The sequence below is a fragment of the Acinetobacter psychrotolerans genome (assembly GCF_048552595.1).
Taxonomy (GTDB): Bacteria; Pseudomonadota; Gammaproteobacteria; order Pseudomonadales; family Moraxellaceae; genus Acinetobacter.
The window spans coordinates 155,701-181,071 of sequence record NZ_JBIMDK010000002.1; the positions used below are offsets into that span (position 1 = coordinate 155,701).

The 25,371-nt window shown below is 35.1% G+C and carries 25 protein-coding genes and 1 pseudogene; 19 read left to right on the top strand and 7 right to left on the bottom strand.

Annotated elements, in window-relative coordinates; translation table 11 throughout:
* Positions 1-32: 32 nt before the first annotated feature.
* Positions 33-560: a zinc-ribbon domain-containing protein gene (locus tag ACG94X_RS02505; protein ID WP_419382155.1), complete on the bottom strand. Its 528-nt coding sequence runs from the start codon at positions 558-560 to the stop codon at positions 33-35.
* Between the two features lie 143 nt (positions 561-703).
* Between ACG94X_RS02505 and ACG94X_RS02510 the strand changes: the two genes are divergently transcribed.
* On the top strand, positions 704-1,084 hold the full coding sequence (locus ACG94X_RS02510; RefSeq protein WP_419382156.1) for an SLAC1 family transporter: 381 nt from the start codon (positions 704-706) through the stop codon (positions 1,082-1,084).
* Positions 1,081-1,698 carry a lysozyme gene (locus tag ACG94X_RS02515; protein ID WP_419382157.1) on the top strand — a complete coding sequence of 206 codons (618 nt, stop codon included), beginning with the start codon at positions 1,081-1,083 and terminating at the stop codon, positions 1,696-1,698. The genes ACG94X_RS02510 and ACG94X_RS02515 overlap by 4 nt, the downstream gene beginning before the upstream one ends.
* Positions 1,699-1,729: 31 nt before the next feature.
* Here the strand turns inward: ACG94X_RS02515 and ACG94X_RS02520 are convergent, their stop codons facing one another.
* Complete coding sequence (locus ACG94X_RS02520; RefSeq protein ID WP_419382158.1) at positions 1,730-2,974, bottom strand: DnaJ domain-containing protein; 1,245 nt, start codon at positions 2,972-2,974, stop codon at positions 1,730-1,732.
* 332 nt (positions 2,975-3,306) lie between these two features.
* On the opposite strand from ACG94X_RS02520, the gene ACG94X_RS02525 reads away from it, so the two are divergent.
* Entirely contained in the window at positions 3,307-3,615 is a 309-nt protein-coding gene (locus ACG94X_RS02525) for a hypothetical protein (RefSeq protein WP_419382159.1), read from the top strand.
* 92 nt (positions 3,616-3,707) lie between these two features.
* Here the strand turns inward: ACG94X_RS02525 and ACG94X_RS02530 are convergent, their stop codons facing one another.
* The 4 genes from ACG94X_RS02530 to ACG94X_RS02545 form a co-directional block, all read right to left on the bottom strand.
* Positions 3,708-5,003 (bottom strand): Y-family DNA polymerase, encoded by a 1,296-nt coding sequence (locus tag ACG94X_RS02530; RefSeq protein ID WP_419382160.1) that lies wholly within the window; start codon positions 5,001-5,003, stop codon positions 3,708-3,710.
* Positions 5,000-5,617 (bottom strand): LexA family protein, encoded by a 618-nt coding sequence (locus ACG94X_RS02535; RefSeq protein ID WP_419382161.1) that lies wholly within the window; start codon positions 5,615-5,617, stop codon positions 5,000-5,002. Before ACG94X_RS02535 ends, ACG94X_RS02530 begins: the two co-directional genes overlap by 4 nt.
* Positions 5,618-5,710: 93 nt before the next feature.
* Positions 5,711-6,355: an SOS response-associated peptidase gene (locus ACG94X_RS02540; RefSeq protein ID WP_419382162.1), complete on the bottom strand. Its 645-nt coding sequence runs from the start codon at positions 6,353-6,355 to the stop codon at positions 5,711-5,713.
* A gap of 170 nt (positions 6,356-6,525) precedes the next feature.
* Positions 6,526-6,744 carry an excalibur calcium-binding domain-containing protein gene (locus ACG94X_RS02545; protein ID WP_419382163.1) on the bottom strand — a complete coding sequence of 73 codons (219 nt, stop codon included), beginning with the start codon at positions 6,742-6,744 and terminating at the stop codon, positions 6,526-6,528.
* A 196-nt stretch (positions 6,745-6,940) separates the two neighbouring features.
* On the opposite strand from ACG94X_RS02545, the gene ACG94X_RS02550 reads away from it, so the two are divergent.
* Genes ACG94X_RS02550 through ACG94X_RS02560 form a run of 3 tightly spaced genes read left to right on the top strand, consistent with a single transcriptional unit; the run spans position 6,941 to position 8,888 of the window.
* Positions 6,941-8,089 carry a hypothetical protein gene (locus ACG94X_RS02550; protein WP_419382164.1) on the top strand — a complete coding sequence of 383 codons (1,149 nt, stop codon included), beginning with the start codon at positions 6,941-6,943 and terminating at the stop codon, positions 8,087-8,089.
* Positions 8,082-8,420, top strand: a complete 339-nt coding sequence (locus tag ACG94X_RS02555) for an STAS-like domain-containing protein (RefSeq protein ID WP_419382165.1) — start codon at positions 8,082-8,084, stop codon at positions 8,418-8,420. Before ACG94X_RS02550 ends, ACG94X_RS02555 begins: the two co-directional genes overlap by 8 nt.
* 6 nt (positions 8,421-8,426) lie before the next feature.
* A complete protein-coding gene (locus ACG94X_RS02560) occupies positions 8,427-8,888 on the top strand; it encodes a hypothetical protein (protein ID WP_419382166.1) in 462 nt (153 codons plus the stop codon).
* 171 nt (positions 8,889-9,059) lie between these two features.
* On the opposite strand, the gene ACG94X_RS02565 is transcribed toward ACG94X_RS02560, so the two are convergent.
* On the bottom strand, positions 9,060-10,277 hold the full coding sequence (locus ACG94X_RS02565) for a tyrosine-type recombinase/integrase (protein WP_419382167.1): 1,218 nt from the start codon (positions 10,275-10,277) through the stop codon (positions 9,060-9,062).
* A gap of 169 nt (positions 10,278-10,446) precedes the next feature.
* Between ACG94X_RS02565 and ACG94X_RS02570 the strand changes: the two are divergent.
* The 13 genes and pseudogenes from ACG94X_RS02570 to cobT form a co-directional block, all read left to right on the top strand.
* Positions 10,447-10,773: pseudogene (locus ACG94X_RS02570) on the top strand (aminoacyl-tRNA deacylase); the annotation flags it as partial.
* Between the two features lie 256 nt (positions 10,774-11,029).
* Positions 11,030-11,347 carry an energy transducer TonB family protein gene (locus ACG94X_RS02575; protein ID WP_419382168.1) on the top strand — a complete coding sequence of 106 codons (318 nt, stop codon included), beginning with the start codon at positions 11,030-11,032 and terminating at the stop codon, positions 11,345-11,347.
* Between the two features lie 459 nt (positions 11,348-11,806).
* Positions 11,807-13,591 carry an IucA/IucC family protein gene (locus tag ACG94X_RS02580; RefSeq protein ID WP_419382169.1) on the top strand — a complete coding sequence of 595 codons (1,785 nt, stop codon included), beginning with the start codon at positions 11,807-11,809 and terminating at the stop codon, positions 13,589-13,591.
* Positions 13,584-15,089, top strand: a complete 1,506-nt coding sequence (locus ACG94X_RS02585) for a lysine N(6)-hydroxylase/L-ornithine N(5)-oxygenase family protein (RefSeq protein WP_419382170.1) — start codon at positions 13,584-13,586, stop codon at positions 15,087-15,089. The genes ACG94X_RS02580 and ACG94X_RS02585 overlap by 8 nt, the downstream gene beginning before the upstream one ends.
* On the top strand, positions 15,086-16,927 hold the full coding sequence (locus tag ACG94X_RS02590) for an IucA/IucC family protein (protein WP_419382171.1): 1,842 nt from the start codon (positions 15,086-15,088) through the stop codon (positions 16,925-16,927). Before ACG94X_RS02585 ends, ACG94X_RS02590 begins: the two co-directional genes overlap by 4 nt.
* 61 nt (positions 16,928-16,988) lie before the next feature.
* Positions 16,989-17,624, top strand: a complete 636-nt coding sequence (locus ACG94X_RS02595; protein WP_419382172.1) for a GNAT family N-acetyltransferase — start codon at positions 16,989-16,991, stop codon at positions 17,622-17,624.
* Positions 17,624-18,010 (top strand): hypothetical protein, encoded by a 387-nt coding sequence (locus tag ACG94X_RS02600; protein WP_419382173.1) that lies wholly within the window; start codon positions 17,624-17,626, stop codon positions 18,008-18,010. The genes ACG94X_RS02595 and ACG94X_RS02600 overlap by 1 nt, the downstream gene beginning before the upstream one ends.
* Entirely contained in the window at positions 17,997-19,253 is a 1,257-nt protein-coding gene (locus tag ACG94X_RS02605; protein WP_419382174.1) for an MFS transporter, read from the top strand. The genes ACG94X_RS02600 and ACG94X_RS02605 overlap by 14 nt, the downstream gene beginning before the upstream one ends.
* Positions 19,254-19,270: 17 nt before the next feature.
* The gene (locus tag ACG94X_RS02610) at positions 19,271-21,493 is read left to right on the top strand and encodes a TonB-dependent receptor (RefSeq protein ID WP_419382311.1); all 2,223 of its coding nucleotides are present in this window, start codon (positions 19,271-19,273) and stop codon (positions 21,491-21,493) included.
* A 199-nt stretch (positions 21,494-21,692) separates the two neighbouring features.
* Positions 21,693-22,979 (top strand): MFS transporter, encoded by a 1,287-nt coding sequence (locus ACG94X_RS02615; RefSeq protein WP_419382175.1) that lies wholly within the window; start codon positions 21,693-21,695, stop codon positions 22,977-22,979.
* Positions 22,980-23,146: 167 nt separating this feature from the next.
* Positions 23,147-23,797 (top strand): 2'-5' RNA ligase family protein, encoded by a 651-nt coding sequence (locus tag ACG94X_RS02620; protein ID WP_419382176.1) that lies wholly within the window; start codon positions 23,147-23,149, stop codon positions 23,795-23,797.
* A gap of 1 nt (position 23,798) precedes the next feature.
* Positions 23,799-24,320 (top strand): bifunctional adenosylcobinamide kinase/adenosylcobinamide-phosphate guanylyltransferase, encoded by a 522-nt coding sequence (gene cobU, locus ACG94X_RS02625; protein WP_419382177.1) that lies wholly within the window; start codon positions 23,799-23,801, stop codon positions 24,318-24,320.
* Positions 24,317-25,369 carry a nicotinate-nucleotide--dimethylbenzimidazole phosphoribosyltransferase gene (gene cobT / locus ACG94X_RS02630; protein WP_419382178.1) on the top strand — a complete coding sequence of 351 codons (1,053 nt, stop codon included), beginning with the start codon at positions 24,317-24,319 and terminating at the stop codon, positions 25,367-25,369. The genes cobU and cobT overlap by 4 nt, the downstream gene beginning before the upstream one ends.
* Positions 25,370-25,371 lie beyond the last annotated feature (2 nt).

The window sequence follows — 25,371 nt, forward strand, 5'->3', positions numbered from 1 at the left end:
AAAAAGCCGACTTAATGTCGGCTTTGATAAATTTATTTAAAAAAAATTAATTTGAACTGAAAATAAAACATGAAAATAACTATTGGTGCTAATAATGAATATTCTAGAAAAGATTTTTTTTGATAATTTTTACAATTAAATGCTATGTATTCAATTTGAGTTTTTGCACTAATAAAATACAATAACACCATAAACCAAATGTTTAGACCTAAAATCGTCGGATAAAATAAATAAAAACTTTGTAAAAAGCTGTTTCCTAAATTCTGCATGTAATATAAACCATATAACGAAAATAAAAAAAGCAATATAATTATTATGTTTGATCCTAACATTCTTTTTTGAAAGCCAAGTTTTTTCCAATTTTCTTGAATGATTACGCTTGTAAATATAAATGTAAAAAAGAACCCAAGTATGAAAGCTATATTTGGATTCCATAATTCTATTTGATTAGAATTATTTTCCTCTAAAATTAAACTATTATCTTCCTCTAATTTTTTACCACAACCACTACAAAACCGAGCATCTTTGTTATTGGGTTGACCACATTGATTGCAAAACATATCCTCACCCAAAAATTAATAATTATATGAAATCACAATAGTTTAATTTTAAAGCAGTATCAATCCCCCTGTAAGGTTCGCTAAATAACCACCTTTAAATAAAACTCTACTCAATCAAGTAGAGTTTTATTTTGGGGCAAGTTATGCAAGAAAACACAATTCCATGGATTATTAAAGTTGTGCCTGCTGTAGTGGGGGCTATTCTTGCCCTGGTATTAAGTGGTGACATTGATAAAAACGGAAAAATTCAAGTTTCTTTAGGGGTAATAGGAAAGTTTCTATTTAGCGTTTCAGTTAGCCTTTATGGTGGATCAGCAGTCATCGAGTACTATGAATTATCTAAATATTCACATATGGCGCAAGGTTTTGTGATGCTGATGTTTGCCGTATTTGGCTTGCTTGGCATTGGTATTATTTATCAGTCCATTGCACTGTGGCAAGGCAAGCCATTATCTGAAGTCATTAGTGAAGTTAAAGCTGCCTTTATTGCAATTTGGGGTAATGGAAAAGGTGGTAACTCATGAGTATTGATCAATCAAATAAAATTGCTCAGGCATATTCGTGGTTACGTGCTATGTCAGGGGGACAATTATCGTCAGATCAAGTTGAAGCAGGCGATGCGATTATTGCAATGAGTGGGTTACCTATCTTTGCCAAAGTCATCGGATTCTCTTTAACTGATTCGAGTCAGCGTGATATTTCTGAATTGGGATTCCAGCTCATACGTGAATTTGAAGGTTTTGAAACAAAAGCTTATTTGGATATAGGCGGAGTTTGGACAATTGGCTTTGGTACAATTAAATACCCGAATGGCAAACGTGTTGTGAAAGGTGATGTGTGTACGCAATCTGAGGCTGAACAATGGCTGAAGAATGATAGTAAGTGGGTGGATGCCTGTTTAGATAAGCATATTAAAGTCAATGTGACTCAAAATCAGTTTGATGCATTAGCTTCTTTTGTCTACAACATCGGTGAAACGGCTTTTATAAAAAGTACAATGCTTACCCTTATTAATCAAAACAATTTGACTTCAACAGCAAGTCAATTTGATCGCTGGGTATTTGATAATGGAAAGCGGATTCAGGGCTTGGTTAACCGTCGTGCTAAAGAACGGAAGTTGTTTGAGAAAGCCCTTTAGGGGGCTTTTTGCATGTGAAGGTTTTCATCACTTAAAACTCATTATCTTCGATATGTGAAGTTTTTAGATTACCATTTACCTGCTCAATTAGTTCAACGGTAAATCCATTATAATTATATCCATCAGTTTTAAAATTAAAGGTTTGATCTGCTTTTGCATATGATGTTTGCGGGCCAAATAATAGTTTATTACCATACCACTTACGTCCATAAGCATACTTAATATTGTAAGTTCCTAAAGGTAAATCTACATTCAATTCTGCGCCTGATCTTATAAAGTAATGAATCAGAGTTTTTCTTGAATAAACATCTTCAATTTTTACATAGTAATGATTTCCAGTTGATGGAATTTTAATTTGTAATGGAGCGATGCCTTCCAATTGATTATTATCATTAAATCCCGTCTCCGGTAATGGTTCAGGATTTAATTCTTTAATGTTCAAGCCTGCATTAACTTCACCCGTTTGTATTATTTGAGAAAAAATTGATTTTTGATAATTGTACCAATCATATAAACAGGCTTCATCTTTGCAATTTTTTTCGCGATAATTCCATTGCTTTCTTACACGTTCACGAAATGCCTTCTTATCAGTAACGGCTAAAGATGCACTCTTTAAAAGATTAGAGTTTTCAATATCTGCGATCGATAATTCTTCATTATTGCAAATCAAATTTTCAGGAATGCTCTTTGCTTTATTGCAATCGAAGCTTGCAGCATAGGTTTTATTTAGAACTTTTTCATCAGAAATTGAATCATTTTCTGATTGAGGTACTTCCATTATTTGATCATTAGTATAATTTGAATATAAATTATCATTTTTGTTAGAATTATTTTTCATTTTTATTAAAATAATAATTGGAATAATAAATACAACAGTCAATATGGCTATCAATTTAAAGCTATTAGTTTTATTTTTTTTATTTTTCCTTTCTGCGTCAGTGTAATTCCGAAGAGAATCTTCCTGAGCTTTACGTTCTGCTTTTCGCCTTTCTTGTTCCTGTTCTTTCAAGTTGTTATTTGAATTTCCACTAGCCTCTGAATCTGTATTTTTTTCTTGTTCTTCAATCCATAAATCATGTTCTTTTCGTTTTAAAGGATCAGATAGTACATTATAAGCTTCATTTATTATTTTCATAACCCGATTTGCATCCGAGTTACCACCGTTTCGATCAGGATGATATTTCTGACTTAATGCTTTGTAAGCCGCGCGAATGACTTCTTGAGGTGCATTCTTTGAAACTTTAAGATTGTCGTAATGAGTTTTAACCTTTCCCAATTCATTTTCCTTAAAAAAAATCAAGTCATAAATATTTAATTAATATCATTATACTTGTTTTTAATACTAAGACTTGAGATTTATCAAGTGATCTATAAATAATCACCTACAGTGAACAACCCATCCCAACAGCTTTGTTGCACAAAGGTTTGAAAGGCAGAGCTAGTCCAAAGTCGGTTTGGGGATAGGGAAATATAATTCGCCATATGCAATTGGTGTTGTAGACTGAATAGTAATAAGAGTGGATTTATTCCAATAGGGAATAAAAAACATGATGGTAAAATTTCTACATCTTATCCCTTAAATACTCTAGTCAACAAATAGGTATATTAATGAATATTAATGAATATAATCTAAATAAAGATATTTATTTTCAGATAATTAGTAGGTACTTGGATAAATTATCTTTGGAATCTAAAAATCATGTTATACATTATTTTAATGTGGCAGAGATAGAAATGTCTTATGAGTCCTTCTTACTTTCGTTGAAAAGTGAGGATATTGAATTGAATGATAAAGATGCAAATAAATTAATAGAATTAGGAATGTATTTGGGTTTGGATCAAGATTCTGTTTTTAAAGATGATTTTTGGGAGTATATATTACCATGGTTGAAGCAAGTAACTAATGAATCTGAATGAACAATTGGCTATAAATAATGAAGTAAAAAGTAACCCATAAGGTAGCTCTGCCTTTCAAACCTTTGTGCAACAAAACCCATCCCAACTAAAATTCACCTAACCTTAATCATGCCATTCTTCGTAAAATAATTCTTAGACAACATATCTCGACTCATAGACCACTTCCGATCCTTGAAATAACAAGGACCTACCGAAATCTTAGCTTTACCAAACTTCATCTGAATATCTTCATAAGCCTGCATCAAATTTTCATTCTGTATTCTCGTTTCATAATCTGAAAGTAGGTCAGGGATATGGTTCGATTTCTCAATCAATTCCGAATAAAACACACCACATTTTTTATAATTAATACCTGATTTGTATATTTTTTCGAGTAACAGACAAGCAACCTCAACTAGATCTAAAACACAATCAGTCGGTTCAGCAAATTTATAAGTCTGCGCTTTACTGTAATAAGGAACTGAAGTATCAAAGGGACTGGATTGAACAAATGCTGTAATTACACCACACAATAGTTTTTCTTTTCTCAATCGACTAACTGCGTCTTGCACATACTTCGACATCGCTTCTTTTAAGTCTTCTAGTTCTGTGATTTTCACACCAAATGAACGACTGGCTACAATCTGCTGCTTTGGTTTAGCCTGATCATCGATGGGCATACATGATATACCTTGCAGTTCTAAAACCGTTCTTTGCATACAGACTGTGAACATCTTTCCCATGATCGGTGGATTTGCTTTTGATAAATCAAGAACAGTTTTAATCCCCATATCATTGAGCTTTTTATTTTGCTTTCTGCCCACGCCCCATACTTCCCCGACCTCAACCAACGACCAAAAATAATCTCTGTGCTTGTCATCCATCGCAGCCAAATCACAAACACCATTAAATCGCTTACCTTTCTTGGCCATATAATTGGCTATCTTCGCCTCAGTCTTACTTCGTCCTATTCCTATAGAAACAGGTAGACCGATCCACTGCAGTATTCTTTGCCTCATTCCCTGACAATACTCGACTAAATCATAATTATTTTTAAAACTTGTGAGATCCAGAAAGCATTCATCAATTGAGTAAATTTCTTGCTCATGTGGAGCAACATAACTGGCAAGGATTGAATGAAAACGACGCGACATTTCTGCATAAACGGCATAATTGCTTGAGAGCACTTGAACGTTATTTTTCTGCACAATATCTTTGATTTGGAACAGAGGGACTGCCATTTTAATTCCGAGTGCTTTTGCTTCGTTTGATCTAGCTACTGCACAGCCATCATTATTAGAAAGCACAATCACTGGAACATTATTGAGCTTAGGATTGAAGAAGCGTTCACACGAGACATAGCAATTATTGATATCAATAAGTGCAAATATCTTTTCTTCATGCTTCATTTGAAGTTCTTAATAACTTTAGTGACAACACCCCAAATGACTAATTCTTGTTCATTTCGAGGGAGGATAGGGCTACATTCTATATTTTCAGGTTTGAGCCATACTACAGGTAAGTTAGTACAATCCTTTTCATTGTGAAAAATATCAAGCAATTCATCATGTGACATTCTTTGAGTAACCATCATTCTTTTAACAGTGAAATCATTGTCAATAAATGCAACTACAATATCTTGATGCTGTGAGCGAATACTTCTGTCGACAATCAAATAATCATTGATATCAATACCAATATCTTTCATTGAAAGTGATTCAACTTGAACAATAAAAGTCGCTTCCTTGTTTGAAATAAGAAGTTCATTCATATCTACAGTTTTATCAATGTAATCTTCAGCAGGTGATGGAAAACCTGCAGCAATTTTATTTAAAACAAGGGGAATGGAATACGTGGTAACAGATTGAAATGATGATATTTTTGAAATATTGGACGAATAAATAGCTTTAGATAAAAGTGTTTTAATATCAATGACTTTAGCATTTTTCAAGTTAGCTAAGTTCGCCTCATTGAGCTTGGAGAGCCTAGCAATTGATGCGCTATCGCTTAATTTAATATTCATAAAACATATCACTTGAATAAGTTACGTATTCAAGATTTTAGTTTGTATGCTTTTAAATTTCAAATTTAAAACTTGTGGATAAACAGTCTTAAATTAAAACAGGTCACTTTGTTTGATTACTTCGGATGAGTGGTCACGAGGAAAGGTGATAAATTCGTCACGCATTTCAAAGAAATATTCATGAGCATGTTCATGATCGACATTGAGCCAATCATTTCGATATTCTTCAGGTATGACAATGATTGAGCGTTTTTCATCGGCAGGTGCATGAAACTGCTTCATGAAAGGGTGGTTGTCTGAATTGATGGTAAGCATTGAAAACGATCTTATTCTTTTACCATCAATTACCGCATCATCATAAATCGCTGCAACGGTAAATGGTTGATCGTCATCACGCTTAATTCCGTACCAATGGCTTTTACCATCAATATATTTGGGCTCGTAAAATTTCTGAACAGGGACTAGACAAAATTTACTGTATTTCCATGCATGCCTAAAGCTTGGTTTCACATCGACAGTCTCAGTTCGTGCATTGTATGTATAAGAACTGAATTTAAAATCTTTAGCCCATTTAGGTATTAATCCAAATTTACCAAAATCCAAATCAAAGTTTTTCATAATGATTGGAGCATGGTAACCAGGATAAACATGCGATTTTAATTCAATATCTAACTGATTAGCTTCGACATCAAGTAAGGCGAGGGCTTCTCTGGTGGGAATTTCATAGTTTGAACACATTTCTTATTCTCCACATGTGCAACAGTATGCTGCGTAAACACTCCATAACCTTTATATTTATAGAGTGGCACGCCGATTTGCAGTGTTTGCTTTATGTAGAAGTAGAGCCAGTCGTTCTTCATTTGAGGGTTTCTCTTAACCTAAAGTTGTTAAATCTTTCATAAAAGATACTATTTTTTTTTCGGACATTTTGTGCCATTTCCACCTGGAAGGCAATCACACGCATGCCCATCGCCGTCACGGTCTAAACTTTTCCAACCTGTTTGTCCTGACTTTTTGCGTTGTTCATACCAAACTTGTGCCTCTTTTTGTGTTTTAAAGTCAGCACATTTTTTGGCATAAGCTTGGATAGAAGTGAACCCCAAAAGTAAAATGAGTAAAAATTTCATAAATTATTTTAAAGTCAAAACATTACGTGAAGTCTAGCAACAGTTAGCTTGTTTGCTCAATGAATGTAGGAGTAAAGTCGTATGATTAAGGGTTTGGTTGACAAATCATTGAAATAGCCCGAAATTTTGGTTGACAGATATTCGAATTAACCATAATTTAGATGTCTATATTTAATCAATCATATATTTATATTTTATGAAGTTTTTATCTCAGAAGAAGCGTGAATACTTCAAACGTATTAAGAAATTTCGTGAATTTCCTATTAAAAAAAAGAACACTTCAATAGGACGTGAAAAGCTTATTAAAAAAGAAAAAAAATTAAAAGAACCCTTCAAAGTTATAATTAACTTAAAAGTACCTAGTCATGTGACGATCTTTAATCGCTATTCTAGAAAAAAATTAAGAAAAATAACAACAAAATTTAGAGATTATTATCATCGCAGTGATGTATGTCTACGTTTAGATTTTTCCGACACTAAGCAAATGTATTCTGAGGGGACTCTTTATCTTTTAGCTGAGCTTGAAACACTTACACTTATAAACTCATCTATTTTATTTAGAATAATTCCATCTCAAGAAAAAATTGTGAATCAGGTTTTAGAACAAACCGGAATATTGAAATTACTTAAGCAAGTTATAAAATTTGAAGAAGGCGAATTTGATGAATCTGTGAAATATTGGAATTACGCATCAGGTCATAATTCTGAAATTGATTCTGCGGATTCAATGTTGGATGATTTTGATCAAATTCTTTCAGAGGATACAAGCAAAAATATTTTTACCTCTTTAACTGAAGCGCTAACAAACTGCCATCATCATGCCTATACAGAGAAAAGATTTCCTTCGGAAACCAAAAGTATAAAAAAGTGGTGGCTTTTTTCACACGAACGAGATGGTGTACTCACAGTATGTGTATGCGATCTTGGAATAGGTATTTCTAGATCTTTAACTAGAAACACGCCTGATATTAAAGAGGATTGGTTTGGTCGCTTTAAAGGATTTATCACTGAAAACAAAGGTAAATATGACCGAGATAGTGCTGCAATAAAGGCAGCAATTGAAATAGGAAATACAAGAACTAATTTGCCAAATCGAGGGAAAGGTCTAAACCAAATTATCAACAAAATTAATACAATGTGTGATCATAAGGCATCTATTGCAATTTATAGTAATAAAGGATCATATATAATTAATAGAGGTTTAGTGACTGGTCTTCCTATAACTGATATCATTAATGGGGTAGCAATTTCTTTCACAGAGTCTATTGAGGGAACTGTTATCGTATGGCAAATACCTTTGGATAAGCAAAACCTAGATGAAGCTTTGGTAACGTCAGATGAGTAAAAGTGTTATGAGAATTAATGTAGCTAAGGATTTTTCTAAAAATCCTTCAGGTCGCTATATCAAAGATGGTAAGACATCAGGTGAAGTATTTCTTAAAAATTTACTTTTACCTGCAGTTAATACACATGATCTTGTAGAAATCAATTTTGATGGTGTAAGGGGTTATGGTTCTTCATTTTTAGAAGAGGCTTTTGGTGGTTTTATTCGTGAAACAAAGATGACTTTGGCTGACTTTTTTAACAAAGTTAAAATAATTACTAAAGATCCTCTTTTACATCAAGAAATACAAAGTTATTTAGAGGATGAAGTTAACCGTTTGGGTACACGTTAAATTTAAATGAATAGCATAGCTAAAGATCTAATTTTACCATTTTTACCATCTGCATTAACAATTCTTGGATGGTGGATTGTTGCTTCACGAGATGGTAATTCTAAAAAAAATACAATTCATAATAAAAGAGTAGAATCAGCATCGAAATTAATAGATAAAATATTATTAGATGCAAAGAAATTTTATTCACTATTGGGATCAGATATAGAAACTCAAGCAATGAGTCACTTAATTGCGAGTGATTTTAAAAAATTAAGTTCTATGATTACTTTGATTTCCAAGGAGTTAGGTAAGGCTGAAAGACTGTCTTTAGCTATTGAGTTTATTGAGTACAAAAAAATAGTAACTGGGGGTGAATTTGGTACCATTTCACGAATGCCTATAGCTTCTTCTAATCAGCTTTATATAGATATTGATACAGCTTATGATAGTTTGTATATGGAACTTGAGAAGTCATATCTTATTTAGTACAAAATTAAAAAAAGCACCTTGCGAAGCTTTTTTAGGCTATGCGGAATAACATGTGGAAAATATTAATTTCTACACGTTATTCCGCATAGCCCTTATTGTTGAAGTGAAATTAGACCGCCTTAGGGCGGTTTTTTATTTCCAATCATATAGACTGAGTTTTACTTTTACTTATTCCCAGCTATCAACAATATCAGCCCATTGTTGAAGCATATCTCTACGTTGTTCTAAATATTTAGCATGATTATAAGATGCTCGTGTTTTGTTTTGATCTGCATGTGCTAGTTGTTTTTCAATCCAATTTTCATCAAAATCATGCTCGTTTAGGGTTGTTGATGCTGTTGCTCGAAAGTCATGAGCTGTAACCATTTTAAGCCCCATATTTTTAAGAGCGACGTTTAATGTAGTATTACCTATCACGCCATCATTTTTCCCATAAACCCCAGGGAATACATATTCTTTATTGCCAGACTCTATAAACTGCATTTTTAGTAAATCAAACAATTGGTTAGACATGGGAACTAAGTGTAGTCGATTTTTTTTAGTCGTTCTTTCCTGATTATTACTGCGAGTTGAAATAGGGAAATTAATTACTTTGGATTCAAAATCTACGTAACCCCACTTCATACGACGAATTTCAATTGAGCGGAGCATTGTGTAGGCCATTGTCAGTAATGCATTTCTAACTGTATTTGATCCTTTAAATACATCCAATCCAGATCTAAAAAGTTTTTGCTCTGCTTTTGTTAAAGGTCGTGCATGTTCAATTTCAGGGCGAACAATAGCACCTCGCACAGCGTATGTTGGGTCATTATCTGCTCTTAATGTTGCAATCGCATAACGCATGATAGCGCCAATAAATTTTTGATTATTTAATGCAGTAACTTCACCACTTCCTCTTTTACCTGTTTCTCTGACACGTTTCACTGTTGATCTAATAATATGCAAGATATCGGCAGAGGTTACATCTTTCACATTTTTATTACCAATAACAGGGAATACATCCAACTCTAAGGCTTTCTTAAACTTACTGATATACCCACTTGACCTGTTGACTAGTATCTCAACGATATATTCATTTGCAACTAATTTAAATGTGTTTACACTAAGATATAGGGCTTCAATTTTCTCTTGTTTTCGATTTTGAGATGGATTAATACCATCATCAAGAAGAATCTTAGTTTGATCGCGAGCTTTACGAGCATCTGCTAAGCCTACAAGAGGGTATTCTCCAAGGCTCAACATTGAAGCTTTACTATTAAACCGATAGCGATAACGCCAAAGTTTAGTCCCACTAGGTCGGACTTCAATACAAAGTCCATTGTGGTCAGCTATTCTGTAAGCTTTTTCACGAGGTTTAAGGCTTTTAATTTTAGTGTCGGTTAGCATTTGTGAGTAACTTTAATAAAGTAGTGGTTAATTGTGGGGGTACTCACAATTGTACTCACAAAAAATGATTTTTTGCAATTTGCTTGTATTTGCTATAATTTGTTAAGTGATTGATGTTTAATGTGATGTATCGTTATTAAATTTTGTTAGATTTGTAATGATTTCAAAACTAATGTTTTCGGATGATAAAAATTACTTTGTTGCAATCCTTCCTGTGAATTATCAACTGAATTTAAAGAAAGTTGCGAGTGCATTTGGCTGTAAGAAGTTACATATGGCTGATCCTAAAGTTGCCGAGCGTTTAACAGGCTATTTAGTTGGTGGTATTAGTCCAATAGGACAGAAAAAGCGTTTAAAAACAGTGATTGATGCCTCTGCAGCAACATTAAATAAAATGTATGTGAGTGGTGGCAAGCGTGGCTTGGATGTTGGATTAAAACCACAAGATTTATCCGATGTTTTAGGTGCAGTATTTGTTGATATTTTGGATGAATAAATCAAAATATTCATCGACTTAATTAAAAATGATGCAATCAAACTTTTTGGATTAGAAATACAGTAATACGCTGTAAGAAAGGGATATCAAAAATATATACTCTTTTTATAGAGCGCTTATTTCACACTCAAAATGGGTATGGGCAATGATCAGAGTAAAAAAACTAATATTCATTTTTTTAATTGCAATCATGTTTCATCAATCTACTTATGCCGGATTTAATTTTTTAAATAGATTGGTTATGGGGAAGAATGGTATGACTGTAGATGAGGATGTATTTCATACGCCGAATCTACAACCTGAGTGGATTAAGTCACCAAAACCACAATTTAGTCGTGAAGATTTTGAATATTTGCGTCATGTATTAGGACATGATTATTATTTTGCAGAAATTGAATTCTTAGTTGATGCGCAAGGCAATGTATTAGATGCTCACTTGTTAAGTACCAATGGCGTACATTTCAAGGATGAAGAGATTCTAAAAGCGGCGCAGAATGCAAAAATGAAATATGATTTTAAGCAAAATACACAATTTCCATTTAGATTTAAGTCTTCTTTTTATTTTTATGATTAGAAAAACTCAGCTTTAAAACATTCCATCTTATTGTATTTATATCGAGATATGTAGGACAGTTTCAAGTTTTCGACATAACGAATCTTTGAACCTAGCTCATTATTTATTTCGCTAAAATGATGAGATTCATTTTTTTTGAAAATGCTCAATGTTGCAAAAATATGATTTGGCAATGAAATAAATCTATTCTAAATGAGAATATTATCATTTAATACTATTGCAATTTTTAAGATATATTTAACAAGAAAAACTCACTCATTAAAAATAATATTAATTTTCAATAAATTATATAAATCTCCTTTGTGAGATTGAAAGGCGTTATAAATTGCAAATATAAATGATAATGGTTATTATTAGCATTACATTGTGCTAAATCGATCGTGTCGACTTAGAAAAATCATAAATTAAAATTTGAACTTTTTAGTGCAGTAAAAAGTCTTGTACAGAGGATATGGTCAGATGAAAGAGCTTGCCAGCCGATTGGCGATGCAGCACCTAATCAATGCATACTCACAAGAAACAGGCAAAGGAGTTTTGTTAGAAAAATATCAACAAAACTCATTGCAGTTAGCGTTTAGCCAAGGCTTGACGTTACTCATACTTCCTTTAGAAGCAATACAGTCACAATTATTTATTCCGCTCAGTTATGCTAGCTTGGTTGGGCGGCATAGAATCGCTCAATTACCCAGTGTATTTGATCAAGGGAAAATTCAATCTTTTAGTGCCATCAGTATTGTTAGCTTACTTTTAGAGGAGTTGGTTCAAGATTCCAATCAATTGTTAGATTCATCATCTTTGATTGAAAAATGGATTCAAAGTCGTGATGCTTTAGCTAATTTTTTGGCATTTAGACAGTCTGAATTTGATCATTTAATTCAAGCAGATCAGGATTTTATTGAAACTGAGCAAGCTTTAATTCTAGGGCATAGTATGCATCCTGCACCTAAAAGTCGCACTGGCTTTGTGCATGAAGATTGGTTCAAGTTTTCTCCAGAATTTAAAGGTAAAACAGCATTACATTATTGGCTAGTTTCGGATGAATTTATTGCGGAAAATTCTGCATTGGATTTGCCTATATCAGCGCAATTAAAAACTGAAATTAAATGGTATTTAAATGAAGCTGAAATTGAGCTGTTACTGACTTATTCCACTTTTAAATTATTGCCTTTGCATCCATGGCAAGCGCGTTATTTACAAACGAAAGATTGGTATAGCCAATTAAAAAGTAAAAATAAATTAATCGATTTTGGCGAAAAGGCATGGCAATTATCACCAACCACATCCGTGCGGACTCTAGCAAGTTTTGAAGCGCCGTGGATGTTTAAGCCATCGTTATCAGTCATGATCACCAATTCTATAAGGGTGAATTTAGCCAAAGAGTGCCATCGTGGTGAAATGACGCATCGGCTTTGGAATAGCCAATTAGGTAAAGACATTCTCAATAATTGTCCAACCTTGAAAGCCGTTAACGATCCCGCTTGGATGGCTTTGAAAATTGACGATAATATTCTGAATGAAACTATTTGTATTTTTAGGGAACAACCATTTTCAAAAAATCAGCAAGTGACCTGTATTGCTTCGCTTTGCCAAGATCATCCTACTCAAAACTTAAACCGATTCAATCTGTTGTTTCAACAGATATCGCAAATAAAACCACAACAAACTTTTGAAAATATTGCCTTAAATTGGTTTAAGCAGTTTTTAGATATTAGTTTGAAACCATTGATGTATTTGTATCATCAATACGGAATGGCTTTTGAGTCTCATCAACAAAATGTTTTATTGGAACTGGATCAAGCTTTACCCAAAAATCTTTGGCTCAGAGACAATCAAGGTTTTTATTATATAGAAGAATATGCCACTGAAATTTTGCGACATTTTCCAGAGTTAAATGATAAAGCTCATGCTGTCGGTTCTAAGGAATTTGTAGATGAGCGTTTTAGCTATTATTTTTTTGGAAATACACTATTTGGAATCATCAATGCGATTGGTGCGACGGAGTATGTCACTGAACAGCAATTGCTTGAGGTTTTGAAAAATCAATTGCTTAAGTTATTAGAGATTTATCCTGAAAGTAGCTTGATTCAAGGGCTTCTGTATGAGTCAACATTACCTTATAAAGGCAATTTACTGACACGTTTATATGAGCTTGATGAATTAACAGCACCCGTCGAACAGCAATCTATTTATGTTCAATTGCCGAACCCTCTTTTTATTACTGAAAAAGAGGTGGCATATGCTTGATTTTATAGGTGTTGGTGTTGGCCCTTTTAATCTTAGTCTAGCAAGTTTGTTGCATCAAAAAACAGATTTACAGTATTTGTTTTTTGAGCAAAAGGCACAATTTGAATGGCATGCTGGAATGCAGTTACCCAATACTGTTTTGCAAGTCCCATTTATGGCAGATCTAGTGTCGATGGTTGATCCGACCAGTCCACTTAGTTTTTTAAATTATCTTAAAGCACAGCAACGACTTTATAAGTTTTACTTCCTAGAGCAATTACATATTCCACGCCGTGAATATAATCATTATTGTCAATGGGTTGCAGATCAGATTAAGCAAATACAGTATTTATCAACTGTATTGGCAATACATGCAAAGCCTGAAGGTTTTGAAGTTGTTGTTGAGCAGAACGGAATTCAAAATCGTTATTCATGCCGGAATATTGTTTTAGGTACGGGGAATGTGCCTTCAGTGCCACAGTGTTTAAGAGACATCCAAGAAAAGTATCCTGAAAAATGCATACATTCAGCATCTTACTTAAATAAAAATAAAGCATCGCTTAAAGGCAATATCGTTGTCTTGGGTTCGGGGCAATCGTCAGCCGAAGTATTTTTAGATTTATTTGATCGTCAATATGATTTTGATCAAACTGATCAGGCACAATTCAATTTGCACTGGCTGACACGTTCTAATGGTTTTTTCCCGATGGAGCATGCGCCACTAGGATTGGAGCATTTTAGTCCAGATTATTTAGCACATTTTTATGGTTTTGATGAACTGAATAAAAGTCTGCAATTAGGTAAACAAGACTTGCTGTTTAAAGGCATTAGTGCAGATACGATACGACAAATTTATTCAAAATTATATCATCGTAGTATTGCTCAAAATACAATAAAGACTCATTTACATAGTCAGTCCAGTTTAATTGACGCAATTTATACTGATGATCAGAAAATCCGCTTAACCTTTCAGCATCGGGTCAGTTTGGAGCAGTTTCATTTAGATACAGACTATGTAGTGAGTGCGACGGGATATACCACGCCAGAGTTTGCATTTCTAAAACAGATTAAATCTTTGATTCAGACAGATAAGCAAGGGCGTTGGAAAATCACTCAAGACTACCGTGTGATCCATGATGCTGTGGGGCAAATTTATGTACAAAACATGGAACTGCATAGCCATGGTGTTGGAACGCCAGATTTAGGATTAGGTGCATATCGTGCTGCAAGTATTGTCAATCAACTCGTTGCTTATAAGCTATATGACTTAGGCAATCAACCACAGTGCTTCCAACATTTCAATCCATTGCAAAATATTGAAATGGTTTCAAATACTGTAAGCACTTGTTATCACAATAGTAATATTCAAAAAAATATAGTTCCATCTCGTGAAATTCAAGCAAATAGAGCTCAGCAAAATTCGGTACACGTAGCACCGTTTCAAAAGAGCGAATCTGAACCTTCAGTTGAATATACACAGCACAAAAAACTGATTAAGAATGTAGAGAAAAGTCTATGAATTTTGCAAAATTAAAGATTAATCAAAAACATTGGCGTAGTGCAGGTCAACAATTGATTGAAATGGCGATTGCTGAATTTCTGTATGAAGAAATTATTCATGTCGAAGCTTTGGGTGATCAGCTGTTTCAATTGAAATTGGATAATCGCGTTTATCTGTTTAAAGGACAACAAGCTTTATTGGGTCACTGGGTCATTCAAGCCGCTTCTGTTCGTGATTTAAATGAGTCAGAAGATTTTCCTGCATGGAATTTACATCAATTCATTGCAGCATTTTCAAATCAAGCAGAAGTAAAACCATTTACAAAAGCGTATTTAATTAAGGAAATGAACAACACTTGGTTAGCTGAAGCTCATCTGTATGATGAAAGTCGCTTACCTAGTTCAGCAGTGCTTACAGCACATCATCATCAAATTGAAGGCATGCTTAGAGGGCATCCATGGCTGATCATGAGCAAAGGGCGTATGGGTTTTGGCTACGATGATTATTTACAATCTGCGCCTGAAATTTCACCAACGGTTAAAGTGTTGTGGTTAGCCGTGCATCAAGATCTTGCTCAATTTCGTTCAACAGATGATTGGCAAGCAGCACAGTTATATCGTCATGAGTTTGATGCTGCCGAAATTGAAAGTTTTAGAATGCAAATGCAGCAATTGGCTTTAGATGCAGAATGTTATTACCTAATTCCTGTGCATGCTTGGCAATGGCATCAATGGCTTGTACCAACTTATGCCAATGAAATTGTCGATCAAAAAATTGTTGAGCTTGAAGTTGGGCAAGATGATTATGTGCCAATGCAATCCATTCGCACATTATGTAATACATCAAATACACAACGTCATTACATAAAGTTGCCTGTCAGTATTTTTAATACAGCAGTTTTCCGTGGTCTACCATCTAAGCGAAATTTGGCAGCACCTGCTGTCACTGCATGGCTAAAGGATATTTTAAAAAATGATGCAGATTTACAAAAATCTTCAGTTATCTTTTTAGGTGAAGTGGCGACGCTCACCATTCAACAGCCATGTTATGACCAAATTGATGGCGCACCTTATCAATTTAAAGAATTATTTGGATGTTTGTGGCGAGAAAGTGTTGATCCATTTATAAAGAAAAATCAAAAAGTTTTATCTCAAGCGGCATTATTACATAGAGATATTAATGGTTTATCTATTCTTAATGTATTGATTCAAGCCTCAGGTTTATCACCTTTAGCATGGTTAAAAAAGTTTGCCGAAGTGAGTGTGACCCCATTACTGATTTGTCTTTATAAGTATGGTTTAGCATTTTCCCCACATGGTGAAAATACCATGCTGGTTCATGAAAATGGTGTGCCTCAAGCGATGGTACTCAAAGACTTTATTGATGATGCGAATTTGGTCGATGAAGATTTTCCAGAACTAGATAGTTTGCCAGAAGAAGGAAAAATTCTATTAAGACATAGTGCTTTAGAACTCAGTCATTTTATATTCACAGGCTTATTTATGGTGCATTACCGTTATATCTGTAATGTATTCCTAGAAGATTTTCCGCAGCATTCGGAATATGATTTTTGGCAAACCATTTCTTCTGTGATTGCCGATTTTCATACCAGCCATCCAGAGCTGAGTGATCGTATTGAAAAATTTGCCATGTTTAGAGATGAATATGACAAGATTTGTCTCAATCGTGTGCGTTTATTTACCACCAGTTATAATGATGAAGCAGAACGCCCAGTTCCTGTATTTCTAGACCCCATTGCCAATCCAGTTTCTCCAAATACTTTAAATACTTGGAAAGATCAGCGACATCAACAAAAAAATTCAAATCAAAATCGTTTGAAACCTATAACCGCCTAACCCTTAATTTAATTCTGACAAATGATTGTTTATCAACAATAGGAAAAACAGAGGAACGACAATGGAATCATTATCACGTCAACTTCCAGATTTTTATGAATACTATGAGAATGAGACGCAATTTTATTTACGTCAGGTTCAATATCCGCAAGATATGGCTTTATTACATAAATGGATGCATGAACCGCATGTTATTCCACAATGGCAGTTGAATAAATCTGAGACAGATTTGAAAGTCTATTATGAAAAAATGCTTTCAGATGATCATCATCGTTTATTGATTGTTGGCGTAGATGGGCAAGATGTAGGTTATACAGAAATCTATGAAGGGAAACGTGATCGTTTAGGGCGTTATTACGATGGAGATGATCTAGATTTAGGTTGGCATTTGTTATTTGGTGAAAAATCGGTATTTGGTAAAGGTTATCTAAGAGCTGTCATGCGTTTATTGAGCTTTTATATTTTTGAAAATGCTGCATCTACGAAAATTGTTGGTGAACCTGATTCGGAAGTGAAGCCATATGCAGCAGTGGTTGAGGAGATGTGTTATGAATCACAGCGTTTAATCCCAATGCCAGAAAAAACTGCGATGTTGTATTACTGCTTTAGGGATGCATTTTATCAGAAATTTGGTGAATTTTTAATAGAATCTAATCAATATGTTTTAAATCAAAAGAAGCATGCTGAGTCCGTTTAATGAGCTATCACTCAACTTATATCCAAATTAAAGACATGCGCTTTTCTGCGCATGTCAGTTTGATTGAATTCCAAAAATGGCTAGATGAGGTTGAAGTGTTTTTAAAAGCAAAACAAAACTTTGTTTTGGTCATGAAAACTGAACCAGAAACAACATTTCCAGAAGAATATCGGCAAGTTCAAGCATCTTGGTACAAAAAGAATAAAGCAGATTTTTTTAAATATTGCATAGGATTGGTTCGTATCGCTCAAGATGATGCAGATCAGCAACGTTTAAATGCACCTGCTTTACATGCCGCTTGGCGAGTCCCTTACTATGTAACGTTAAATCAAGCAGATGCGTTGCAGTGGGCTGTGCAGAGGTGGTTAATCAATGACTTCAATTGACAATAATTCACTGCAACGTGTGTCTATGTTAAGCCTGAGTGTGGTGATTGTTTTATATCTTGCTCATGCCTTACCGCTGTATTTTTACAATGTGGCTCTACCTGCAATTTTACGTCATCAAGGCGTGGATTTAAGGTGGATAGGCATGTTGTCATTGCTCTACATCCCATGGGCTTTTAAGTTTTTCTGGGCACCTTTAATTGATCGAATTTATATTAAAAAATTAGGTAAACGAAAAACTTGGCTTTTGTTTACACAAATTGCTTTGGTGCTGGGTGTATTAGTTTTAGCTTTTACTCAGTTTTCGTATGGGTTAACTGTATTTGTCGTTGTTGGGCTGTGGATTTCAACTTTTGCAGCAACTCAAGATATTGCGATTGATGGTTATACCGTTGAAACATTTTCCGAATCTGAATATCGGCTTGGGAGTATGGCGCAAAGCATTGGTGTGGCACTTGGAAGTATGTTGGGGGGAGCGGTGACACTATGGCTTTATCAATATTATGGATGGGAAACTGCATTAATTTGTCTAGCGGCAATGACAGCTTTAACCATGTTCGCAATTTTTCAAATTAAAGAAAAAACCGATGAGCATATTGCAAAGCAACCCCCAAGTTTAATTCGAGCATTTAAGCGTCCTGAAATTTTATGGGCACTTGCATTAATTTTTAGCTACCGAATTGTAGAAGCACCTGCAATGGCAATGTTAAGCCCAATGTTGATCGATCAAAAATGGTCTTTGGCACAAATTGGTGTATTGATGTCTGTTTTGGGTGCAGGCGTAGGTTTATTGGCAGCGATTAGTGCGGCATTTTTATTAAAAAAAGTTGAAGCAACACAATTGCTGATTTGGGCAGGTTGGTCTCGTACCGTTCTTTATGGATTGTTGGGGCTAGCTATATTATTGGGTTGGCTCAATCATTGGCATGTATTACTGGGGGTATTTGTCATTGCATTCTTAGCGATTCGTTATATTGCGATGACATCGTTATATGCCTATTTCATGCAAAATAGTTCAAAACAGCAAGCAGGTACGGATTTTACCATTTTGGTATGTTTCGAATTACTTATTTATTTTATTGGTGGGGCAAGTTCAGGATTTTTAGCAAAAGCATTGGGTTATGGGCAATTTTATATTGTATTAACCATTGCATCATTCATCAGTATTTTACTGAGTATCGTCATCATTAAATTATCAAAAAAACATATTTCAACAACTGGAAATATAGGAAAAAACGCGTGAAAAAATTAATCATACCAATGCAACTCACGTTTCTGAGCTTGGCAATTTGTACTCAGATATATGCACAAGACACGACAGAATCCTCTGCAAATAAAGATCAGGACATTCAAAAACTCAAAACAATTGTGGTGACAGCAAGTCGTTCAGCGCAAAGTATTGCAGATATTGCAGGCACAGTTTATCGCATAGATCATGAGCAAATTGAACAGCAAGCGGCGGCAGGTAAAAGTATTGCAGATATTTTGGCTATTTTAGTGCCATCATTAACTGCTAGTTCAGGAACAACCAGTAACTATGGTATGACCATGCGTGGACGTGTGGTGCAATATATGATTGATGGCGTACCACAAACGGGTTATCGCGATGGTTCACGTCAATTAAACAGTATTAGCCCTGCAATGATTGATCGTATAGAGGTTGTATCGGGTGCGAGCAGTATCTATGGTTCGGGTGCAACGGGTGGAATTATTAATATCATTACCAAAAGTGGTGGTGAAGATGCGCTCAATTTTGAAACCAAGCTAGGTCTAAGCTCTGGAAATAATATTAAAAGCGATGCAATGACTTACGAAGTATCTCAAACGATGTCATTTAATCAAAATACGTTGAAAGGAAGCTTAGGTGCTAGTTATGCAACACGTGGTGAAAATCAAGATTCACATGGCGGTAGAATAGGGCCAGAAGTTGCACAAACAGATCGTCAAGATACCGAAACATTGGATGTCAATGGTCGTATTACTTGGAAAATGACAGATCAGCAAAGTCTAAGTATTGGCGCACAATATTATAATGATGAGCAAGATAGTGAATATGGTCCAGATTATGGTCCTAATTTAGCCGTTTTATTTGGTGGTCAGCCTAGTCATAAAGCTGTTAAAGGTTTAGAGCTGGATTCTCAACCGCAAACTGAACGTTATAGTGTAAATACGCAATATCAAAATGATGATTTCTTCACTCAGAAATTAAATGCTGAAGCGTATTATCGTAATGAAAAAGCACGTTGGTATCCTGCAGTAAATCCACTCAGCCATAGTGCGATTGCACCCACTTATCTTGTCTATCAATCAGATACAGATATTGATGTATGGGGCGCACGTTTGGCATTACAAAAAGAGTTCAACCTGACAGGTCGCAAACTTGGTTTGACGTATGGTGTAGATTATGAAAATGAACAAGATCAACAAAGTATTCAGCGCTATGATCTTGCTACATTCATGGCAAGTAATGGTTTGAAATTTAAACCATTGAAACGCTATGCTTTTGGTCCAAATGTTGAAACTGAAAAACTTGGCTTTTTCTTACAAAGCCAATTCGATTTAACAGATCGCTTAGGCTTGCAAGCGGGTATCCGTCATGAGCGTGTAGAAAGTCAGGTAGATACTTCTACACCATATACAGAAGCCATTGTTGCGGATTCTACAAATTATACCGCTAAGTTATTAAATGGAGGAACCGTTAAACATGACGCAACCTTATTTAATATTGGTGCGGTTTATCATTTAACAGATGCGCAGCAGATTTTTGCCAATTTTTCACAAGGTTCAAACTTACCAGACGTACAGCGTATGTTGCGTGACGTGCCTGCAAACTTTGTCGTGAATAGTCAGTCTATTGATCCAATTAAAGTAAATAACTATGAACTGGGTTGGCGTGTACAGAATAAGAATGGTCTAAATGCAGGGCTAACTGCTTTTTATAATGATTCAGATAAAAGTTTGAAATTTGGTGCACCGAATTACACCATAGAAGTGATTGATACTGATGAACGCATATATGGCGCAGAGGGTAATCTTTCATATCAAGTTCAACCAGATTGGACACTCGGTGGAACCATTGCCTATACGTCAGGACAATATAAGAATACTGCAGGAAAATGGCAGGAACTTGATGTTCTAAGAGTTGCACCGTTAAAAGGGACTGTTTATTCAGATTGGCAATTTAGCGATGCAATAGGACTTCGTGTACAAGCTTTAGCGATTGGTGGAACAGATAAGGCACGCCAAGATGCAATTGATAACGGTGTTGCACGACCGCCTGCAGAGATTAAAGGCTTTACTGTAATGGATGTGATTACCAATGCCAAAGTAGGTCCAGGAACTTTAGGTTTTGGTGTTTATAATGTGTGGAATAAAGACTATAAATCTGTGTATAGCCAAGCGGTGTTACCAGTTTATGGTGCAATTTCAAACCTTCCCGCACAGGGAAGAACCTATGGCTTGAGCTATAGTATGAAATATTAATTTTCAATCTGTTTAAAATTTCTCTCAGTTAAGTTGAATGCAAATCATCAATTTTTCTGAGAGGGATTTCTACATCATGATGATTTATAAAATTGTCGTCCAAATTATTGTCAAATACTCAAAAGTTATATCTTTCAAATTTATAGCAATGAGAGAAACTTTATTCTGAGATTTATAATTAAAAAAGTGATGATTATTCATGTCTAAAAACTACAAAATATTAATGTTAGCCAGTTTATGTAACGGTATTTCCTTTTCTATGATTCTACCATTGCTTGCACCTTTGGTGAGGCAATTACATTTAACAGAGTTTCAAGGGGGGCTATTGGTTTCCTCAGGCGCGTTAATGATGTGTATTGCTGCTATATGGATATCGAAACGCTCAGAAACCCAGAATATTTATAAATTACTCAGTTTTGGCTTTGTAGGGATGACCATCACCTGGGGGATGTTTTCGGCAGTTCTCAGTTATGGTGTTAGTTTTCAAATAAGCCTCGGCCTTTTGTTTTTATTGTTAATCATCACCCGAGCCAGTACGGGTATTTTTATGGCAATGCCACAAATTGCATTACAAAGTTATGTTATGACGTATTTCACCAGTGAACAGCAACGAAGTAAAACCATGTCTGCATTCGGTGCGCTCAATAGTGCAGGACTGATACTTGGACCGTTGCTTACAGCATTATTAATCGTTCAGGGGATATTGGTTCCATTGTGGTTAGCGATGATTTTACTTGCTTGCGTCAGTATCCTGATTATTTTTAAGTTTAATCAATTTGAACAAAAGCCAGAAATAGCTGAAAAAACACAGATAGATCATCTAAAGAAAGCAGCAGGGACACAGCATGAAAGTGTTCACCTTGATGGGTATCAAGCTGATCAACAGAAAGATTCGATGTCCTTTAAGGTAAATTCGAAAATCATTTTTTGGCTCATGGTTGGATTAAGCCTATTTCTAGCAGTTGTAACTTTAAATCTAACAGCAGGTTTTTATATTCAAGATAAATTTGTGCTTCCTATTCAACAAAGTGCAATTTACTTTTCGCAATGCTCGCTCATCGCAGGTGTTGCACTGGTATGTATGCAAATCACCATTTCAAAGTGGTTAAAGTGGTCTTTAAATCGGTTATTTATTGTCGGTGCGATTAATATGATTTTGGGCGTGTTGATTTGTGTATTGGCTCAAAAAGTACTGGTTTTTCAAGCTGCATATTTCTTCTTAGGCATTGCCATTGCCTGTTTATCTCCTGTATTTACCACAGGGGCAGCGCAATCGGTGGCTTTACAGTGGCAAACAAAAATTGCGGCATTATGTACCATTGTGCAGTCTTTGAGTTTGGTTATTGCACCTTTATTGAGTACAGCAATTTATCAAATTGATATTGCATATCCATTTTATTTTTTACTGGGATTATTCACATTGTTATTGCTGTATTTTGCTTATATGCAAAGTTTAAACTATTTAAAACCTAATCTCGTTTCCTAATCTTTTTGAAAGGTAAATTTACTGCGGTTTACTTGATGAGATAAAAGATCAATCAATTAAAAAATGAATAAAATTCAGCTTTAATTGGGCAGCATACAAGCAATGCAACATCAAACTGTAGTCATTACATGGTTTAATAACCACATTAAATTTACTGTATTTGAAATGTGTTTTTGCAATCCGATCGTTTGACTATTCCCACCGAAACACATGATTATCCTGAATGGCACAAGGGGCGGGAGGATTACGCTTTATGGTATGTGGAAATTGATCATCCTGAATTATTTGCTTATTTAAATCAGCTTCGGCAAACATTTGCAAACTATCTATATCAGCCCAATACTAGACAATTTCATATCACATTATTTATTTGTGGTTTTTTAACCGACCAACAGAGTCAGTTTGATGATGATTTTATAATTCAAAAATTTCAGCAGCAAGTTAAGCTACTGGTTAAAAATAATCTAAATATCTTCCAGTTAAAAACAGGACAGATTCAGAGTTTTGAAAGCGCATTATTCGTCGAAGTTTTTGATATTGAAAATAGCCTAAGCAATATCAGATCTCTTTTTTCAAGAAAACATCTTGAAATTTCAGCTTTAGATTATTGCCCGCACATTACCTTAGGTTTGTATTCAAAAGCATTCGAAAGTTCTGAAATATTTGCCAAAATACAGCAAATACCACAGCAATATTTCAATATTTCAGTCGATCATCTGACTTTTGGGCTTTATAAAGCTAAAATTTTACAAGGTCAATTGTATCCATATCAGCAAGTTCACTTAATGTCACAGCACGTAGAATTGGAAGACTTTTAATATGTTGCAACTTATTTTAGGTGGCGCACGCTCGGGGAAAAGCCGATTGGCTGAACAAAGTGCTCAAAAATCCAAAAAAACTGTGATTTATATTGCAACGGCTCAAGCAAATGATGCAGAAATGCAACAACGGATTCAGCATCATCAACAGCAACGCCCAACTGAATGGCAACTTATTGAAGAATCATTATATTTAGCAGAATGTTTAGAAAAAAATGATGCAGCAGAGCAGATCTTTTTAGTCGATTGTTTAACGTTGTGGATGAATAATTTACTGATGCATTCCAATCCAGACCTACAAATGGATCAATGTAGAAAACTATTAGCGGTATTACCTAAACTGAAATCTGACATCATTCTCGTGAGTAATGAGACTGGTTTAGGTGTTGTTCCAATGGGTGAAATTACCCGTAAATTTGTTGATGAATCAGGGCGTTTACATCAACAGTTAGGGCAAATTGCAGAAAAAGTTGTGTTTTGTGTGGCAGGTTTTCCAATGATTTTGAAAGGAGAGAAATCATGAAGTGGTGGTTAGACGCATGTAAAGTTCCAAACCTTGCAGTAAAACAGCAAGCAGAGGAGCGTCAATTACAACTCACTAAGCCAACAGGATCTCTTTCTGAACTTGAAAATGTTGCGGTACAACTGGCAAGTTTACAGAACAATCCTAAACCGAATGTCGATGCGCCGTGGATTACCATTTTTGCAGGTGACCATGGTGTGATGGAAGAAAATATTTCTGCATATCCGCAAGCGGTTACACGCCAAATGCTACAAAATTTTGCGACTGGCGGTGCATGTATCAGTGTCATTGCCAAAGAATATGCAGCCACCTTGCAAGTGATTGATTGTGGTTCGGTTGGTGATGAATACGACTACGCAGGTGTGGATCGTTATTGTATTGCGCAGGGAACAGCAAATTTTGCCAAGCAAGTTGCGATGACAGAAGAACAGTGCATCCAAGCCATGACCTTGGGTTGCGAAAGTGTCGAGAAGGCAATTGCGAATAACACATCAGTTTATATTGCTGGCGAAATGGGTATTGGTAATACCTGTTCTGCCTCTGCAATTGCTTGTTTGCTTTTAAATGAGGATGCAGAACAATTGACTGGGATTGGCACGGGGATCCGTGCTGAACAATTACAACATAAGAAAAATGTGATTAATCAAGCGATTAAATTACATCAAAACTATGTTTTGGATGATGCTTTTAAAGCACTTTGTGCCGTAGGTGGTTTGGAAATTGCAGCCATGACAGGTGCTTATATCCGTTGTGCGCAACTTGGTTTACCTATGATTGTTGATGGTTTTATTAGCACAGTTTCAGCATTGCTTGCCGTGCGTATAAACCCAGTAGTTCGCCAATGGATGCTGTTTGGTCATCAATCTGCTGAGTACGGTCATCGTCGTTTATTACAAGAGCTTGATGCTAAGCCATTGTTGAAACTGAATTTACGATTAGGTGAGGGCAGTGGCGCAGGCGCATCATTAGGCATTATTAAATTAGCTTGTAGCCTGCACAATAATATGGCGACTTTTGCAGAAGCTGCAGTCATTGGTGAAAAGGTATAAAA

What these genes read in the sequence shown, in the direction of transcription:
- ACG94X_RS02505 (WP_419382155.1), bottom strand. Translation starts at nt 560, where the DNA reads ATGTTTTGCAATCAATGTGGTCAACCCAATAACAAAGATGCTCGGTTT.
- ACG94X_RS02510 (WP_419382156.1), top strand. Translation starts at nt 704, where the DNA reads ATGCAAGAAAACACAATTCCATGGATTATTAAAGTTGTGCCTGCTGTA.
- ACG94X_RS02515 (WP_419382157.1), top strand. Translation starts at nt 1,081, where the DNA reads ATGAGTATTGATCAATCAAATAAAATTGCTCAGGCATATTCGTGGTTA.
- ACG94X_RS02525 (WP_419382159.1), top strand. Translation starts at nt 3,307, where the DNA reads ATGAATATTAATGAATATAATCTAAATAAAGATATTTATTTTCAGATA.
- ACG94X_RS02530 (WP_419382160.1), bottom strand. Translation starts at nt 5,003, where the DNA reads ATGAAGCATGAAGAAAAGATATTTGCACTTATTGATATCAATAATTGC.
- ACG94X_RS02535 (WP_419382161.1), bottom strand. Translation starts at nt 5,617, where the DNA reads ATGAATATTAAATTAAGCGATAGCGCATCAATTGCTAGGCTCTCCAAG.
- ACG94X_RS02540 (WP_419382162.1), bottom strand. Translation starts at nt 6,355, where the DNA reads ATGTGTTCAAACTATGAAATTCCCACCAGAGAAGCCCTCGCCTTACTT.
- ACG94X_RS02545 (WP_419382163.1), bottom strand. Translation starts at nt 6,744, where the DNA reads ATGAAATTTTTACTCATTTTACTTTTGGGGTTCACTTCTATCCAAGCT.
- ACG94X_RS02550 (WP_419382164.1), top strand. Translation starts at nt 6,941, where the DNA reads ATGAAGTTTTTATCTCAGAAGAAGCGTGAATACTTCAAACGTATTAAG.
- ACG94X_RS02555 (WP_419382165.1), top strand. Translation starts at nt 8,082, where the DNA reads ATGAGTAAAAGTGTTATGAGAATTAATGTAGCTAAGGATTTTTCTAAA.
- ACG94X_RS02560 (WP_419382166.1), top strand. Translation starts at nt 8,427, where the DNA reads ATGAATAGCATAGCTAAAGATCTAATTTTACCATTTTTACCATCTGCA.
- ACG94X_RS02565 (WP_419382167.1), bottom strand. Translation starts at nt 10,277, where the DNA reads ATGCTAACCGACACTAAAATTAAAAGCCTTAAACCTCGTGAAAAAGCT.
- ACG94X_RS02575 (WP_419382168.1), top strand. Translation starts at nt 11,030, where the DNA reads ATGACTGTAGATGAGGATGTATTTCATACGCCGAATCTACAACCTGAG.
- ACG94X_RS02580 (WP_419382169.1), top strand. Translation starts at nt 11,807, where the DNA reads ATGAAAGAGCTTGCCAGCCGATTGGCGATGCAGCACCTAATCAATGCA.
- ACG94X_RS02585 (WP_419382170.1), top strand. Translation starts at nt 13,584, where the DNA reads ATGCTTGATTTTATAGGTGTTGGTGTTGGCCCTTTTAATCTTAGTCTA.
- ACG94X_RS02590 (WP_419382171.1), top strand. Translation starts at nt 15,086, where the DNA reads ATGAATTTTGCAAAATTAAAGATTAATCAAAAACATTGGCGTAGTGCA.
- ACG94X_RS02595 (WP_419382172.1), top strand. Translation starts at nt 16,989, where the DNA reads ATGGAATCATTATCACGTCAACTTCCAGATTTTTATGAATACTATGAG.
- ACG94X_RS02600 (WP_419382173.1), top strand. Translation starts at nt 17,624, where the DNA reads ATGAGCTATCACTCAACTTATATCCAAATTAAAGACATGCGCTTTTCT.
- ACG94X_RS02605 (WP_419382174.1), top strand. Translation starts at nt 17,997, where the DNA reads ATGACTTCAATTGACAATAATTCACTGCAACGTGTGTCTATGTTAAGC.
- ACG94X_RS02610 (WP_419382311.1), top strand. Translation starts at nt 19,271, where the DNA reads ATGCAACTCACGTTTCTGAGCTTGGCAATTTGTACTCAGATATATGCA.
- ACG94X_RS02615 (WP_419382175.1), top strand. Translation starts at nt 21,693, where the DNA reads ATGTCTAAAAACTACAAAATATTAATGTTAGCCAGTTTATGTAACGGT.
- cobU (WP_419382177.1), top strand. Translation starts at nt 23,799, where the DNA reads ATGTTGCAACTTATTTTAGGTGGCGCACGCTCGGGGAAAAGCCGATTG.
- cobT (WP_419382178.1), top strand. Translation starts at nt 24,317, where the DNA reads ATGAAGTGGTGGTTAGACGCATGTAAAGTTCCAAACCTTGCAGTAAAA.